The following is a 14,360-nucleotide window of genomic DNA, read 5'->3' as shown; positions in this document are numbered from 1 at the left end:
ATGACGTGAGGTGCGAATGGTGACGAAAATAAACGATTCCGCGGAGGTGACGGCCGGCGTCACGCGTCCACCCGCGCCGCTCACCGCCGCGGCGGTGGGGGCGCTGGCTGCGGCCTTGCTTGCGGCACTGTGGTTCGGTGGCGGCTGGGTGCGGGCAGCCTACTTCACCGATGGGCCCCGCGCGGACGCGCGTGAAGCCGCTCTGGCCGCTGCGTGCCAGGCCGCGATCAACATGACCACGATAAAGATCGACGATATTCCTGGTTCACTGGCCTTGGCCCGCTCCTCCATGACAGGCGCGATTCTGGATTCGGCCGACCAGAACCGGGAGAAGTCCGAAGAGATGGCGCGGCAGGCCGGTGTCGGGATGGAATCGCAAGTGCAGGTTGCCGCACTGACTTCGCTGAACAGCGAATTGGACCGGGCTACGGCGCTCGTCGTCATGAAGGTGACCGAGACCAAGCAGGACAAGTCGACGTCGAGTTACCGATACTCCTGGAGCCTGGACATGATCAAAGACGGCGACGTATGGAAGACCGACCAGGTGGCATCGCTGACTCAGCCTGTGCTGCTCGATAACTCGGGTGCCGCCCCCGAACCACCGATACCGGCACCTGTCCCGGAACCGGCACCCACCACACAGCCCGGATCGTAGGAGTACCGATGACAACTCGACGACCGGTGAACCGAGTCACCACCAAACGGCGGCCCTCGGAATCACGGCCCGCGCAGGGGCCCGCCGATTCGGAGCAGACCGACGGCGTCATGACAGAGTCCGCAGCAGCGCAGTCCACCCCGGTGGATCACTCGGCGACGAGGTTCCGTCGCTGGATGTCGTTCCCCCGCTTCGATTTCGGGCGGCACGGCTCGTGGCGTACGGTCGTGGCCGCGGCGGTGGGTGCGGTGATGTTCGGTGGATTCGCGGTCTTCGCGGCTATGCAATCCGGCATGAACGACGCCAATATGGCGCTTGTCGACACGGCCGCAACCGAAGAAGTGAAAGCGGCGGCAGTTCATACGTTGCAGACCATCTACGGCTATGACGTGAACACGATCGATGGCTACGACGCTGCTGTACGCGGCGTTGTCACCGGCCAGATGCTGACCGACCTGGACAAATTCTCGGCCACTACCGTCGACGCCATCGAGCAGGCGAAGACGAGCGTGCAAGCCGCCGCCGAGCCGGTGGGCGTCACCATGCTCACCGCCGATCGCGCCGAACTGCTCGTGAATCTGACGGTCGCCGCGGACAAGGACGGCGTTGCTCAGCAGAGCGTTTCCGGGACCATCGTGTTGCGTATGCGGAAAGTGGACGGCACCTGGTTGGCGAGTGAGATCCACGATCGCTGAGGCAGGTCCCGGCTGTAGCCGCAGACCGACTACCACGAAACGCAGGGGCGCCGCACAGCGCACCCTGCGTTCTGCTGTGAAACGTCCAGAAAGGCCGGCATATCCCGTCTGCGCGGGGAGCGGATCCCTAGCGTATTTATTGCGTCCGCTGCACCGATTCCATCGATCGAATCGGGCAGTTGACACCGTCGTCGAAGGAACGCAATTGCAATGGAACGCTACACGAATCATGTCGTACACGACGAGGTGGATGTAACACTCACCTGCCGGGTAACCGTATATTTTTGTCGAGTGGATTCCGAACCCGGCATGGTGCTCGAATATCTGGCGACGTGGCCCGAAGCGGCCGAGTTCGCCGCGGCCGCCGGTCATCTCGGACTACTGGTCACTGTCGACGACCATATTCGGCCGGGACTGCGGCAGTTGCCCTGCCGCAGTCTCTGGCGTTGATCGTCAGCTCATACTGCTTGGCCGGTCCCCAACAACCGCTTGACGATTTTACCGCTGGCGGTGCGAGGCAACTCGGTCAGGAAGGATACGTCTCGCGGAACCGCGGCACGGCCCAGGCGATTACGAATGTAGTTCTGGATCATGGCGGAATCCAATCCGGAGCCCCGGTGTTTGACGACGAATGCTGCCAGGCGCTGACCGAATTCGGAATCAGGTACTCCGACCACGGCGACGTCGTTCACCTGCGGTAGGAACGACAGGGCCTCTTCGACCGGGCGCGGGAATACGTTCTCCCCGCCGGAGATGATCATCTCGTCGTCGCGCCCGGCGATGAACAGTCGTCCCGCTACATCGAGGTATCCGAGATCGCCGGTATCCAGCATTCCGTCGGCCTCGGCCGGTGGTGTCGAGGCGACGTAGCCATCGAAGAGCATGTGGTTGCCGACGAAGATCCGTCCTACGGCTCCGATCGGAACCGGGCGAGCATCCGCGTCCAGCACCGCCACCTTGGTCCCCAGGGGTGGACAACCCGCGGTGGTGGGGGAGACGCGCAGATCCTCCGGCCCGGCGATGGTGGCCCAGGACACCTCGGTGGAACCGTAGATGTTGTAGAGGACGTCACCGAAATCGTCCAGGAAGCGCAGCACGGTGGCCGCCGGAAGCGGTGCGCCGCAACTGGCTACGATCCGCAGACTGCTGGTGTCGTAGCGGTCGCGGACCGCGGCTGGCAGCGCCAGGATGCGATGCACCATGGTCGGTACCACGATCAGCGAGGTGACTCGGTGTTCGGCGATCAATCGCAGACAGTCCTCGGCGTCGAACTGTTCGGGCAGCACGACGGTGGCGCGCAAGGCGGTACTGAGCTGCAACGCCGCCAGGCCCCAGGTATGGAACAAAGGGGCCGGGATGAGCATCGTCTCCCGCATGCGCAGCGGAATTCGCGACAGCAGCGCCGCGATGGTGCCGAAGCCCTTCGCGTGCGGCCGCCGAGCACATTTCGGAATGCCGCTGGTGCCGGACGTCAGGACCAGTAGCCGCCCGGGATGGGCGGGCTTGGGGATTCGATCATGACCGAGTGCGATCAGATCGTCGATGGTGGACAGGTCGTCGCGCCCGCGTCGAGCGCCCGTGATGTATCGCGAAACACCGTCGTGCAGGTAGCTCACCAACGGCTCGAGGGCGGCATCGACGAACAGTGCCGTCAGGCGTTCGCGTTGAGCGATCTCCTCGAGCTGTCGGCCGGAGAGCCCGGCGTTGAGCAACACCAGATCGGCGCCGAGCTTGCCTGCGGCCACCATCGTTTCGACCATATCGGCGTGGTTGTGTGCCAGTAAGCCGATCGAATGGTGGGAGTCGATGCCGAGATCGGCCATGGCGGTCGCCAGGGCGGTGGTGCGTCGGTGCACCTCGTCGAAGGTGCGTGTGCCGTGGTCGTCGATCAGCGCCGGTCGATCGGGTTCGAGTGCCGCGCCCGCCGCGTACCCGCCGGCAAGGGTGAACCGCCACTTCGCCAGCCCAGCCAGTTGCCGCATGCCGCGGTCCGGTCGGCTCGGTGCCAAGACGCCTGTCCGCATCATCTGCCCAGCGGTCCTGGTGCGTCGGCGCAGTGGGAGGTTCTCGCCATTGATCACAACGGATGTCGACGCCTGTCGGGCGAGTCCCAGTACGTGTCGCAGGCCCGCCCGGGTCCAAGCGCCTACGGCCGCTTTGGACACCCGATCCAGCGCCGGGTGTGCGCGAGCAGCGGCGAAGAACGTAACCCGCACCGCCGTGCGCTCGGTTGCGTCATAGTCGCTGAACTCACGCTGCAACCGAATCGTAGCCAGCGCGCCCACCTGTGGGGCGGACAGTTCGAGGCGGTCGTACCACTGGCGGATCGCCAGCTTCACCTCGACGGTTTCGATTCCGACTTCGGGTGTACCGACACGAAATGCTGCGCGCCAGTAGCTTTCGTCCCGTTCCAGTGGTTCCAGACCACCGACTCCGTTGAACAGCCGGGCGTAGCTCTCCGGCTGGATAAGAATGTTCCAGACCAGTTGCCGCGCCAGCGGCAGAGTGTGAACCACTTCGACGATTTCGGCAACCATTTCGCAACTCCTCGTGCGTCCCGTCGCCTGCCGGGACAAAGCGGACGGTACCGCCGTCGAGGGCTCACCACGGGCGCGGTTGCTACATATTTGTCGGAATGCACATCACGAGTGCCTCCGAAGTGGGACGGCGTCACGACGAGGCTGCGGCCGGTGCGTGTTCACCGCGTTCCAGCTCCTCAGGCCACGTGGCTCAGCGAAAAGTGAGAGGGCACGCGAGCACTTCGACTGTCGGACTTCACCGAATCGCTCACGCTGGGGGATTACTCGCAGGCTACGGACATGATCGGCCCATGCCTCGCCGCCGAGCGAAGAGGAGTGGAATGTGAGCTGGTATTCACTTTAGGGTTCGATCATCGCAAGAACCGCAGCAACTGGGCGGAAGGGAGTCGACGATGACAACCAATGGGATGCTTCGACCGGGCCTCACCGTGTCCGGCAAACCGATGTCAACGCCTTTGCAGGACGTGCGTAGGGTGTCGCAACAGTTGGTCGGACACTTCATCGAGAACGTGATCACCTGCGGCACCCTGCCCGGCGACATCATCTCCGGTGACATCACCGCCGTGACTCGTATCTGTTTGGAGCTGTCGGTAGGCATGCTCGACGGCAGAGACATCGCGGCCAAGACCGATCGGCTCGCGAGCGCTGCCGCCGGGTGGGCGCGCGAAGGCGTACCGATCACCACGATCCTGCATGCCATCCACGAAGGCTTCAAGGTCGGTATGGATCTCATCGTGGGCAACGCGACGCCCCAGGACTACGCCAGCATGATGGATGGCGCGAAACGGGTGGTGGAGCTGCTCGACACCATGAGCGGGACGGTCGCGCACGCCTACATCCGTGAGCACAAGGCAGTGGTGAGCGAACATCACAACGCGGTGCACACACTCACCTCCGCGCTACTCGGCGGCTATCCCACATCCACCATGGCGCGTGAATGTGGGATCGCCCTGGCGGAGGAGTATTCCGTTCTGGCACTGGCTATTTCGAAGCACCCGGATGAGCAGTCGCCGACACTGGACGCAAAGGTCGTCGCGCGTCGCAAACTGCGCCGACTGCAGGCGGCGCTGGCCACCCGCTGCGGCGAGAGCGCGCTCGCCCTGCTCAGCGTGGATGGTGGGACCATCCTCATCCCCACCAGTACATACGCTGATGATGAACTCGATGAGCTGATAGCCCAGTTGTCGGCTGCCGCGCATGTACCGGTGACCGCGGCCGTCGTCACTGCCTCGGTCGGAGCAGTACCGGGTGCTGCCGACCGGGCGCATGAACTACTCGACATGGTTCAGCGTCTGCGCTGTGTTCCGGGACTGTACCGATTCACCGATATGGCATTGGAGTATCAACTCACCCGGCCAGGCCCGGGGCGGGAAATCCTCGGCTCACTACTGGACCCGCTCGACGCCTATCCCGAACTGATGGAGACGCTGCGGAGTCATATCAGCAACGATCTCAATCGTCAGCGTACGGCGCGAACACTCCATATCCATACCAATACCGTGGACTATCGGCTCCGGCGCATCGGTCGACTCACCGGATTGGATCCGACTGCTACGTCGGGGCTATGGCAGCTGCGGTCGGCGCTGATTGCCCGCTCGTTCCGAGAAAGTACCGATTCGGGCACGTCATGACGGTATCGATACCGATTCCACGCCATACACCTTGGGTTCCTGGATCTCGGCCTGAATGAACGTGGCGATCATCCCGGCGGTCATGGCTATCGCCCGCCGCCGCTCCTGACTGTCCACCGATGGCAACGAGGCTCGGAGCACCGCCGCGAAACCGGTATTGATCAGCACGAATGTCATCGTGTCGTACTTCTCGTCGTCTCCAGGGCCGAGTACCTGGATCAATAAGAGCTTGACCAGGAGCCGGAGCCGTGGCTCGAGTTCGGGGATGCCACTGCGGAAGAACTGAACGCCAGCGATCATCGCGCGGACAAGCTTCGCGTTCTCGGCCAGATCTTCGGTGAAGACCTCGAATATCTCGGTGACCAGTTGAGGAATTGCGCCGACCAAGTCATCGATTGGTTGCAGTGGGCGTCGCGTCATCCACTCCGTGAAGCTCGCTTCAGCGCTGACGAGCATCCGCTCGAGCAATTCATCGACAATGAAGGTGCGGTCCGGGAAGTAGCGATACACCGTTCCGATGCTCACACCGGCCTCCGCCGCAATTCGGTTGGTGGAGGTCTCGGCGATGCCGCGTTCACCGAACAGGTGCGCGGCGGTATCGAGAATGTGCTCTCGGGTCGCCTTCGCGCGATCCTGAGTCGGTGGGCGGCGTTGCCGGGTGGCCTTCGGCGGCATCACAGCTCCATTCTGTGCGGTGTAACCGAACATTGATCATCGTAGGGTGTGAGCGTCGATGCGGCTGTAAGTTGTTTCCCCAGAGGCTTCTCCGGGAGGTACGGATGGTTACTGGTCGAGTGCCCAGTAGTCGGCTGGCGCGTGGCGGACGGCTCGGAATGTTCGCCGCTGAGCAGGCCGCGCGTGGGGTCGGGACCAGGCTGTCGATGCTCGGCCGGTCCGATCAGGTCCGGCAGATGCTCGCCGAGCGTTCGGCATTGCAGGCCGCACAACAACTGGTCACCGTGCTCGGGAGTATGAAGGGTGCGGCGATGAAGCTGGGGCAGATGCTCTCGGTGCTCGACGTCGACCTGGTTCCGGAGTCGCATCGGGAGCTCTTTCGACTCAAGCTCGCCGAGCTGCGCGACCGGGCACCGGAGGTGCCCTTTCCGGCGATGCGTCAGGTCATCGAGAATGATCTCGGCCCGATATCGCGGATCTTCGCGGACTTCGACGAGACTCCGATTGCCGCGGCCTCGATCGGTCAGGTGTACCGGGCACGGCTGCGCGATGGGCGGAGCGTCGCGGTGAAGGTGAAGTATCCGGGTGTGGACGAGGCAGTCCTATCCGATATGCGCAATCTGACGTTCTTCAGCAGACTCTGGAAATCGATGCTGCCCAGCGCGGCTGATGCCGACGTGCTGGACGAGATCGCGCGCAATATAGGCGGCGAGCTCGACTATGCACGGGAAGCCCGCACCCAGCACCGAGTCGCATCACGCTACCGGGGGCACCCCTTCATCACGGTGCCCGACAGCGTCGAAGAATTCTGTACCGACCACGTTCTCGTGACCGAATTCGTGGAGGGGCAGGCTTTCCCGGAGCTCCGAAAGCTGCCCGCCGCGGACCGGGATCGGATCGGTGAGCTGATCTACCGCTTCTACATCGGCTCGATCTTCGCCGATTACGAGTTCTGCGGTGATCCGCATCCAGGAAATGTCCTGCTGGCTTCCGACGGGCGGGTCTGTTTCGTGGATTTCGGGCTCTACCATCGGATGGATCCGGTGCACGTCGAGTATGAGCGCGAGGCTCTGCAGGCCGCAGCCGAGTATCGGGCCGAGGACCTGTTCCAGCAGTGGCTCGACCGCGGAATCGTCGATCCGATGTCGGGGGTCACCGCACAGGAATGTCTCGAATACGTATGGGCCGCAGCAGGGTGGCACCTCCTGGACGAGGAGATCACCATCACCCCTGAACTCGCCACCGGCGCCGTGGTGCTCGCTATCGACCCGAGAGCCAACGAATTCCGCGGCATGCGCAAGCAGATGCTGCCCCCGGAGACTGTGTTCTCCCGGCGCACCGACCTGTTCACCTTCGCTGCTCTCGGACAGCTGGAGACAACCGCCAACTGGCACAGGCTCGCTCGGGAATGGCTTTACCGTGAGCGACCGGCAACCGTTATCGGACAGGTCATGGCACGGTGGCAGGCCGAACAATAGCGTTGGCGGCGGCGGAGCTTGGTCTGGATCCGGAAGTTTTCGACCATAGGGGATTGAAGTCTCAGGGTGAACTGTCGGTGAGTGGGCGTGGGACCGACCGCGCACGGCCCCACGCCAGGGCCAACCTATGACATTTGATCGTGTTGTCACGGAATGTGTCTCGGTTCTGTGTGGATAACAGCGGCGACCGGATATGGTGCGGACCGCGCACAATGAATTGGCCTCTGAGCGACCTGAATCGCGCCCCATACCACCGCTGCGGACCGCTGGCTCGGTTGCGGTGTTCGGTGCGGTGTTGACCGTCGTTGCCGGGGCTTGCGCTGACCAAGGGCTATGGGCCCTGATCGTGCTCGGCTTCGTGGTTTTCGATCTGTTCGGCGGTGTCACCGTGAACGCCATGGACGCAGCCAAACGGTGGTGGCACCGCCCCGGACAGACTACGGGTGACCATCTCGTATTCGTCGCCGTTCACGTGCACCCGTTTCTGATGGCCTGGGCCGTGACGGGTTTTGGCTGGTGGATCGCACTGGCCCGCCACGCGGCGGCGTTGGTCATTGCAGTGATCATTCTCATGACTTCGCCACGAGCGGCGCACCGCAGCCGACCCGGGGTTGCGGCTTGGACCGCCGGTATTACCTGCATTGGGGTTGGCGTGGTGCGAGGAACGCGGTGAGTATTGCGGAGGAGAGACTTTCGGAATTGTCCTGCACTGTCGCCCAGGATCGGGTGGTTACCGTCATTGTCGCGGTAGGGGGGTTGCCGATGCAGTGCGGTGCGAACGCGGCGAAGAACTGGTGCGGATCGAGCAGTGACTCTGGTGGGTGCACCCCGGGGCGGCGCACGGACGGCAGTTGTAGTGCCGCCACGGCTACGGGGACGCCGGTGTTCTCGCTCATCGTCAGGCCAGGAATCTGAGCCAGGGCCGTGGCTGCCGCGGCGGATTCGCCTCGGCGCGTGCCGCGGGCTACGGCGAACAATGGTGGCGGCCCGCCCGGGGTAATGATGTCGGCCGGCTTGGCGGGAAGCATTCGCTCGGCCTTGGCGGCGAGCCGGGCGGCCCAGTTGAGGGACAGTCCGCGGTCCATGCCGAAGCGTAGTGCCGACAGTACGGCGAGTGTGAATCGGTCGCCGACAACGATATTCGTGTTGTCGCGCAGTTCGGGAAAGGCATGCTGCAGTGTCACGGCCTCGGGGTGACCGAAGCTGCGGCCTGCTATCCGGCCAATGCCCGGATAGTCGAGCTCGATCTTCTCGAGTGCCGGACGCGGCACGACCTGCCGGTCGCGGGTGACAGGGATGGTGCCACTGATCTGCCGTAACCCGTGCGCAATCGCCGCGCTGGGTGGTCCGGGGCTGGTATGGGGCTGTGCTGTATCGGCAACGTTCCATCCTGTTATCAAGCTGTCGACAGTGTCCAATTCCCGAGCGGCAATGACGGCCAGGAGGTTCGCGACGCCGGGGCTGGCACCCATCCCGATCAGCGCGGTCACTCCGGCTGTGCGGGCGCGTCCGTGCAAGGCCAACATCTCCAGCGTCGGCTCCGGATCGTCGCAGATGTCGACGTAGTCGCGGCCAGCATCGATCGCCGCCGCCAGAATCGGTACGCCGAATCGGAAGAACGGGCCGACTGTGTTGACCACAATGTCGCAATCACTCAGGGCCGCAGCCAACTGCGTCTGGTCGGTGACGTCCACCTGCCGGCTGGATGCCTTGGTGCCCAAGCGTTGCGCGACCGCCGCCGCGCGACCGCCGTCGATATCGGCCACGACCAGGTCGGTTACCGTCGCAGCGCCGATCAGGACCCGCGCCGCGACCCGACCCATCTCGCCCGCGCCGCCCAAGGCCAGAACCCGCATGATGATCACACCCTCGGAAGATTATATTTACTGTCATGATGGTAAATAAATTGGGGCGGCCCAGCAAGGTTCGCGAGCGCACGGTCGAGATCCTGCAGGCGATGGCCGGTGTCGTCGCGCGGGACGGGCTGGCGAACGCGACCTTGTCGCGCGTGGCCGAAGCGGCCGGGATGCAGCGCACGCTGGTGCTGCACTATTTCGGCAGTCGAAGTGGCCTGCTCCAGGCGTTCATCAACAGTGCTGTCGCCGGATACGGGTCGGCGATGCTACGTATAGCCGGCGGTGAATCGATCGAGGCGCGTATCGACACCATGTTCGAGCCCGGCGCCTACCGCAGCCGCGAAGATCTCGTCATCTGGATCGAGCTGGTCGCCCTCGGTGCCCGTGACTCCCAGGTCCGTCAGCGACTGCACGAGCTGTGGACCAGCCGCTGGCTGCCGGAACTGCAAGAGCAACTGCACGTCGACTATCCCCACGCCGGTGACGATCAGGTCGCCGCTGCGGCCTACGCCCTGGCCTGTCTGTTCGAGGCGCACTGGGCATTCCACCTGCAGGATGTCGCCACCTCTGAGCGCGGAGTCCAAGCCAAACGCGCCGCTCGCGCCGTTTTGGCGACCTTGGTCCAGAACTCGCTCTGAGGTGAAGGGAAACCGGCCGATCGGGTCCGACGAGATGGTGGCCGAATGGCTGACTGCTGCAGGCTATCCCGTCCGGGCGGACTACATCTACCCTTCCGGGGCGGCGGAGTCCTCGGTGGCGCGCGGGCCCCGCTTCACAGGGGGCTGCGCGACGCCTTTGACGTCGCTCTATGGATCTTTGCCGTGGATCCGGTCATGACGCATGCTGGCGACGCCGAGGTGGTGGAGGGTTCCACAACAGGTCGATGCGGCGGTTGGGCCGAGTGGCCCATGGGATCTCGCTGGGGGCCATGCCGGTGCTACGCGGTCGCCTTGTTGTAGGCCTCCAGCACTTCACTCGGGACGCGGCCGCGGCTGGATACCTCGAAGCCGTTCTTGCGGGCCCAGTCCCGGATCGCCTGCGTCTGCTCCCGATCGACCGCCGGCCGCGGCTTGCCCGCCGCCTTGCCTCGCGGCACGCGGCCGACCCGGCGCGCGTGCGGAGTCCACTGCTCGAAGATCCCGCGCATCCTTGCGGCGTTCAGCTTCGACAGGTCGATCTCGTAGGCCACACCATCGACAGCGAACTGCACCGTCTCCTCGGCCTTGGACTGACCGTCGTAGTCGTCCACCATCTCGACGATGACCTTGCGTGCCATGAAGCAGCCCTTTCCAGTGTGATTTCCGTGGTGAGTGGGATCGTAAACCGTGGAAAGGAGATCGTCCGCTAGCGGATGACCGATACAGTCGAGTGCCCGCGACGGGCAAGTCGGCACCGAGGGGAACTGGACGGCTTGTCTGGCAGCGAAGGCAAAGGGTGCTTGCGTTTCGAGTGTCGGCTCGCAGGACGGGGCGCCCGGACCGCGCGTATGCTCACCGCCGGGTATCGGCAATCAGCATGGTTCGCACGTCACGCGGCTCGAACCGATGGACTCCGGCGAATTTCAGGGTAGCGGCCGTACCGATGTCGGAGATAGGTCGGTGGGAAAGTCGTCCAGATCGGTGAGGACGAGTCGTTGGGCAGGGAGTCGGTCATCCGTCGCTTTGTTTACGTCACCCAGATCGGCGGCCCGGTGGCCGTCGAATACGGCCCGGACATAGCGTGGAAGGGCCGTGAGTCGTTGTCCGTCCAAGATAGAATCCGCGTCCTGCGTGTCCTCGGGTACCGGAGCCATAGGCGCTGTGGTCTCGGGAGTGCCGCTGAGCAGACGCCAATGGATGACGTCGACGATGTCGGTAAGCCCCGCAGGGATACGTTCGTGCGCACGGGTGGCGTCGGTAGGCGAAAACAGCATCGACCACGGCATAGCGTGCGCCAAATAGCGTGGGACGTAGTGTCGATGGCGGGCCTGCAGCAGGTTCCGCACGACACGACTCGGCAAGGCCGAACATCCCCACCATCGCGGATTCTCCTCCCCAAGCGTCACTGTCTCGTAGCCGTGCGGGTGCATGGGGTTTCGCATCGTGATCGGCCGCCCCGACGTATGCGGGAAGAACTGGTCGTTGGTCTTCAGGGCGGCGAGGTCGTGGCCGTCGAAATGGCCACTGGCCCAACCATTGTAGAAAACGTGGTACGGAAGGTACCCGCGTTGATCGCATCCGGCGATCAGCAGGTCGATCTGCCGAATACCCGTGTTCCCGATCGTATGGCCGAGATGCCGATAGTTTTGGCCGAAGAACTTTTTCGCCTGTACCCGCAGGCACAGCCACCGGGTATCTGCTCCGATCCACCACTCCCAGTCCGCACCGACGCGTGCCTCCTCCCGTTTGCTGGGCTTGTGGACGAGAACCTGTGGAAACTGCTGGTTCAGTTCGAACAGCAGATAGTCGGTGATGGACTCTTCGCTGGGTGCCAGGCCACGCGGCTGTCCGTGTTCGAGGCGACGCCACGTGTCCACTGCCAGGTAGTCCATCGCTGCCGTCAGGTCCGCGTGCGTCGCCATAGATCGATCATGATGGAGAGACCGGCGCCGCTCCAGCGGTAGCACGCGATCTGCTGTCCGGCCAATAATCGGTACTGCCGAAACGGCATGGAGCCCTGACCGTTTCGCGCGTACCTCGAGCGGTCTCAACGCGCGCTCTGGTGGGCAGGTCCCACTCCGTCCCCAAGAGCCAAACCGAGCCCCGGACCGTCTGCGTCGGCGCGGGGCTCGTTCGGGGGTAGTCGGACCGTGCTGATCGCATCAGCGTGGTTGACGGTCGGACGCTACCAGGACCCGCCGACAAGCACAGAACCCGCTGCCGTCGGACTCGCTAGTGCTGGAGCTGCCAGACGAGGTTGCCGCGCAGGCGGCCGTTTTGGGTCTTGTTGCACTGGATCGCGCGGCCCTGCCCGTCGACCCACTGCTCACCTTCACCCAAGCAGTCATCGCCGGGCGAAACGCTGTGATGCGGGTCGACCGGCAACTCCTCGTTGACCGGCCACCACACGTACGCGTCGGTACGCTTCACCTGCACGCAATACACGGTCTGCCCGTCCGCGGTCTGAGCAACGGTCCGCGTCGGCGCGTAGGTGGACGCGCAGTAGTCGCCGATAGTGACGGTGTCGCTTGCCGGTGCGGGCGCCGGCGCGTTGTTGTCGCCGCTGCCGGTGGGAAGTGCCGCGGCGGTCGGGGCGCCTACGAGTAGCACCAGCGCGGCGATGCCGGCGATTCGAGCGCGTGTCTTCATTGGATGTTCCTTCGAGGCGTGGAATGAACGTCGTGGTCGGGGCATCCGATGCGAGAGGGGCGGCGTTAACGGTCGATGTCTGGTTTGTGTGAGGTAGGCACAGAATGTCCGCGACGTCGCGACGGTGCTCTACCCAGCATGCGTGGATCGCCGCCGCGGTAGGTGACCTCTCGCCACAGCAGATATCGAATCCACGCCAGATCCAACTGGACGGTCAAATCGTCAGGTGAGGTTCCCCCGCTAATCCGGAGAGCGGATTATCTGGTTCCGGCTGGAACCTGTTGATGGTAACCGGCTTCGAACTCATCCGGTGATCGCCAGCCCAGCTTCTTCTGGATGCGCTGGGAGTTGTACCAGCCGTCGATGTAGGCGAACAGGGCGTTCTCGGCCTCGTCACGGGTCCGCCAAGTCCGCCGGTAGACCAGCTCGGTCTTGAGGGTGGAGAAGAAGTTCTCCATCAACGCGTTGTCATAGCTGTCGCCAACCGATCCCATCGATTGCGCGATCTCGTTGTCAGCCAACCGATTAGCGAACCGGATAGCCGTGTAGGTCGAGCCGCGGTCGCTGTGATGGATCAGCTGGCCGTCACGGATCTCTCGGCTCCAGACCGCGTATTCCATCGCCCCGAGCACCAGCTCGGTGTCGCAGCGGTCGGAGGTCTTCCAGCCCACGATCCGGTTGGAGAAGGCATCGCGGACCGCGGCCAGCCAGAACGCGCCCTGCCCGCACGGAATCCGGGTGGCATCGGCCACCCATAGCCGGTTCGGTTCTTCGGCGGTGAAGTTGCGTTCGACCAGATCAGCTGCCGGTTTGGCCTGCGGATCCTGACGGGTCGATCCGAGTCGCCACTTCTTGCGCAGGAACGCGCCCTGCAACCGCGAGGCCCGCATCAACCGTTCCACCCGCTTGCGACCGACTCGAATCCCTCTGCGCTGCAACATCGCATGCACTCGCGGTGACCCATAGGTGCCGCCGGAACTGGTATGGATGTCGACGATCTCGGCCAGCAGCTTCTCGTCCTCGACGTATCGATCCGACGGCTGCCGCGCGCGTTTGCGCCATTCGTAGTAGGTCGAGGACGCGATGCCCAGGACCCGTAACAGGAGCTCGACCGGGTGCTGGCTGTTCTGCTCTATGAACCGCATGATCACCGCCGGGTCGGGCCGAGATCCGAGGCGAAATACGCACTCGCAGAACGTAATATCTCGTTGACTCGCTCCAACTCCGCGACCCGCTTCTTCAACGCGCGGTTCTCGGCGAGCATGTCGCTGCTCGGTCTGTCGGCGCGTTCGCCGGCATCGGCCTCGGCCTGGCGGATCCAGTTCCGCAACGCCTCGTGATGCACCCCGAGCTGGGCGGCCAGCTTGCGGATCGTCGGCTGCGGATCGGACTCCCGATACAGCCGAACCGCCCGCGCCTTCAACTCATCTGGATACTTCTTCGGTGCTGCCACGAATGACTCCTTCCGGTCCTATCGGACCACAGTCAGAGCCCTCCGAGAAAGCGGGGGAACCTCACCCGCCGATTCCGGCTAGTACTTCAA

At 64.0% G+C, this 14,360-nt stretch carries 14 protein-coding genes and 1 pseudogene; 7 read left to right on the top strand and 8 right to left on the bottom strand.

The annotated features are described in order from the left end of the window. Nucleotides 1–16 precede the first annotated feature (16 nt). The 3 genes from QJS31_RS02330 (at nt 17) to QJS31_RS02320 (ending at nt 1,800) form a co-directional block, all read left to right on the top strand. Nucleotides 17–655 (top strand): hypothetical protein, encoded by a 639-nt coding sequence (locus QJS31_RS02330; RefSeq protein ID WP_282776683.1) that lies wholly within the window; start codon nt 17–19, stop codon nt 653–655. 176 nt (nt 656–831) lie between these two features. Continuing rightward, on the top strand, nt 832–1,350 hold the full coding sequence (locus QJS31_RS02325; RefSeq protein WP_306355840.1) for a hypothetical protein: 519 nt from the start codon (nt 832–834) through the stop codon (nt 1,348–1,350). A 291-nt stretch (nt 1,351–1,641) separates the two neighbouring features. After that, complete coding sequence (locus tag QJS31_RS02320; protein ID WP_282776680.1) at nt 1,642–1,800, top strand: hypothetical protein; 159 nt, start codon at nt 1,642–1,644, stop codon at nt 1,798–1,800. 8 nt (nt 1,801–1,808) lie between these two features. Here QJS31_RS02320 and QJS31_RS02315 read toward each other — a convergent pair whose 3' ends face one another. Next, the gene (locus tag QJS31_RS02315) at nt 1,809–3,887 is read right to left on the bottom strand and encodes an AMP-binding protein (RefSeq protein ID WP_306355839.1); all 2,079 of its coding nucleotides are present in this window, start codon (nt 3,885–3,887) and stop codon (nt 1,809–1,811) included. A gap of 395 nt (nt 3,888–4,282) precedes the next feature. Between QJS31_RS02315 and QJS31_RS02310 the strand changes: the two genes are divergently transcribed. After that, complete coding sequence (locus QJS31_RS02310) at nt 4,283–5,521, top strand: CdaR family transcriptional regulator (RefSeq protein ID WP_282776676.1); 1,239 nt, start codon at nt 4,283–4,285, stop codon at nt 5,519–5,521. On the opposite strand, the gene QJS31_RS02305 is transcribed toward QJS31_RS02310, so the two are convergent. Then, nucleotides 5,516–6,196, bottom strand: a complete 681-nt coding sequence (locus tag QJS31_RS02305; RefSeq protein ID WP_282776723.1) for a TetR/AcrR family transcriptional regulator — start codon at nt 6,194–6,196, stop codon at nt 5,516–5,518. The two genes, QJS31_RS02310 and QJS31_RS02305, sit on opposite strands and share 6 nt — an antisense overlap. Before the next feature lie 104 nt (nt 6,197–6,300). On the opposite strand from QJS31_RS02305, the gene QJS31_RS02300 reads away from it, so the two are divergent. Together QJS31_RS02300 and QJS31_RS02295 are read left to right on the top strand one after the other, a co-directional pair. Next, on the top strand, nt 6,301–7,674 hold the full coding sequence (locus QJS31_RS02300) for an AarF/ABC1/UbiB kinase family protein (RefSeq protein ID WP_306355910.1): 1,374 nt from the start codon (nt 6,301–6,303) through the stop codon (nt 7,672–7,674). A gap of 295 nt (nt 7,675–7,969) precedes the next feature. After that, nucleotides 7,970–8,347, top strand: coding sequence for a hypothetical protein (locus QJS31_RS02295; RefSeq protein ID WP_306355838.1), 378 nt, complete (start codon nt 7,970–7,972; stop codon nt 8,345–8,347). Here QJS31_RS02295 and QJS31_RS02290 read toward each other — a convergent pair. Next, nucleotides 8,307–9,530 (bottom strand): saccharopine dehydrogenase family protein, encoded by a 1,224-nt coding sequence (locus QJS31_RS02290; RefSeq protein WP_306355909.1) that lies wholly within the window; start codon nt 9,528–9,530, stop codon nt 8,307–8,309. The genes QJS31_RS02295 and QJS31_RS02290 overlap by 41 nt on opposite strands. Nucleotides 9,531–9,568: 38 nt before the next feature. Here QJS31_RS02290 and QJS31_RS02285 point away from each other — a divergent pair, with 38 nt between their 5' ends. Beyond that, nucleotides 9,569–10,168 carry a TetR/AcrR family transcriptional regulator gene (locus QJS31_RS02285; protein WP_306355837.1) on the top strand — a complete coding sequence of 200 codons (600 nt, stop codon included), beginning with the start codon at nt 9,569–9,571 and terminating at the stop codon, nt 10,166–10,168. Between the two features lie 299 nt (nt 10,169–10,467). Here QJS31_RS02285 and QJS31_RS02280 read toward each other — a convergent pair whose 3' ends face one another. The 5 genes and pseudogenes from QJS31_RS02280 to QJS31_RS02260 form a co-directional block, all read right to left on the bottom strand. Next, nucleotides 10,468–10,806 (bottom strand): Lsr2 family protein, encoded by a 339-nt coding sequence (locus QJS31_RS02280; RefSeq protein WP_282780694.1) that lies wholly within the window; start codon nt 10,804–10,806, stop codon nt 10,468–10,470. Between the two features lie 285 nt (nt 10,807–11,091). Next, nucleotides 11,092–12,090, bottom strand: coding sequence for a DUF6615 family protein (locus QJS31_RS02275; RefSeq protein ID WP_306355836.1), 999 nt, complete (start codon nt 12,088–12,090; stop codon nt 11,092–11,094). A gap of 310 nt (nt 12,091–12,400) precedes the next feature. Then, nucleotides 12,401–12,817, bottom strand: coding sequence for a hypothetical protein (locus QJS31_RS02270; protein ID WP_306355835.1), 417 nt, complete (start codon nt 12,815–12,817; stop codon nt 12,401–12,403). A gap of 257 nt (nt 12,818–13,074) precedes the next feature. Beyond that, nucleotides 13,075–14,139 (bottom strand): IS3 family transposase, encoded by a 1,065-nt coding sequence (locus QJS31_RS02265; protein ID WP_306355908.1) that lies wholly within the window; start codon nt 14,137–14,139, stop codon nt 13,075–13,077. Further along, nucleotides 14,055–14,270: pseudogene (locus QJS31_RS02260) on the bottom strand (transposase); the annotation flags it as partial. The pseudogene QJS31_RS02260 and the gene QJS31_RS02265, both read right to left, overlap by 85 nt. Nucleotides 14,271–14,360: the final 90 nt, after the last annotated feature.

This window comes from Nocardia sp. CC213A (assembly GCF_030766805.1).
GTDB lineage: Bacteria > Actinomycetota > Actinomycetes > Mycobacteriales > Mycobacteriaceae > Nocardia > Nocardia otitidiscaviarum.
This window is presented reverse-complemented; position numbering and strand designations above follow the sequence as displayed.

What these genes read in the sequence shown, in the direction of transcription:
- QJS31_RS02325 (WP_306355840.1), top strand. Translation starts at nt 832, where the DNA reads ATGTCGTTCCCCCGCTTCGATTTCGGGCGGCACGGCTCGTGGCGTACG.
- QJS31_RS02290 (WP_306355909.1), bottom strand. Translation starts at nt 9,530, where the DNA reads ATGCGGGTTCTGGCCTTGGGCGGCGCGGGCGAGATGGGTCGGGTCGCG.
- QJS31_RS02280 (WP_282780694.1), bottom strand. Translation starts at nt 10,806, where the DNA reads ATGGCACGCAAGGTCATCGTCGAGATGGTGGACGACTACGACGGTCAG.
- QJS31_RS02315 (WP_306355839.1), bottom strand. Translation starts at nt 3,887, where the DNA reads ATGGTTGCCGAAATCGTCGAAGTGGTTCACACTCTGCCGCTGGCGCGG.
- QJS31_RS02330 (WP_282776683.1), top strand. Translation starts at nt 17, where the DNA reads ATGGTGACGAAAATAAACGATTCCGCGGAGGTGACGGCCGGCGTCACG.
- QJS31_RS02300 (WP_306355910.1), top strand. Translation starts at nt 6,301, where the DNA reads ATGGTTACTGGTCGAGTGCCCAGTAGTCGGCTGGCGCGTGGCGGACGG.
- QJS31_RS02270 (WP_306355835.1), bottom strand. Translation starts at nt 12,817, where the DNA reads ATGAAGACACGCGCTCGAATCGCCGGCATCGCCGCGCTGGTGCTACTC.
- QJS31_RS02305 (WP_282776723.1), bottom strand. Translation starts at nt 6,196, where the DNA reads ATGCCGCCGAAGGCCACCCGGCAACGCCGCCCACCGACTCAGGATCGC.
- QJS31_RS02275 (WP_306355836.1), bottom strand. Translation starts at nt 12,090, where the DNA reads ATGGCGACGCACGCGGACCTGACGGCAGCGATGGACTACCTGGCAGTG.
- QJS31_RS02285 (WP_306355837.1), top strand. Translation starts at nt 9,569, where the DNA reads ATGGTAAATAAATTGGGGCGGCCCAGCAAGGTTCGCGAGCGCACGGTC.
- QJS31_RS02310 (WP_282776676.1), top strand. Translation starts at nt 4,283, where the DNA reads ATGACAACCAATGGGATGCTTCGACCGGGCCTCACCGTGTCCGGCAAA.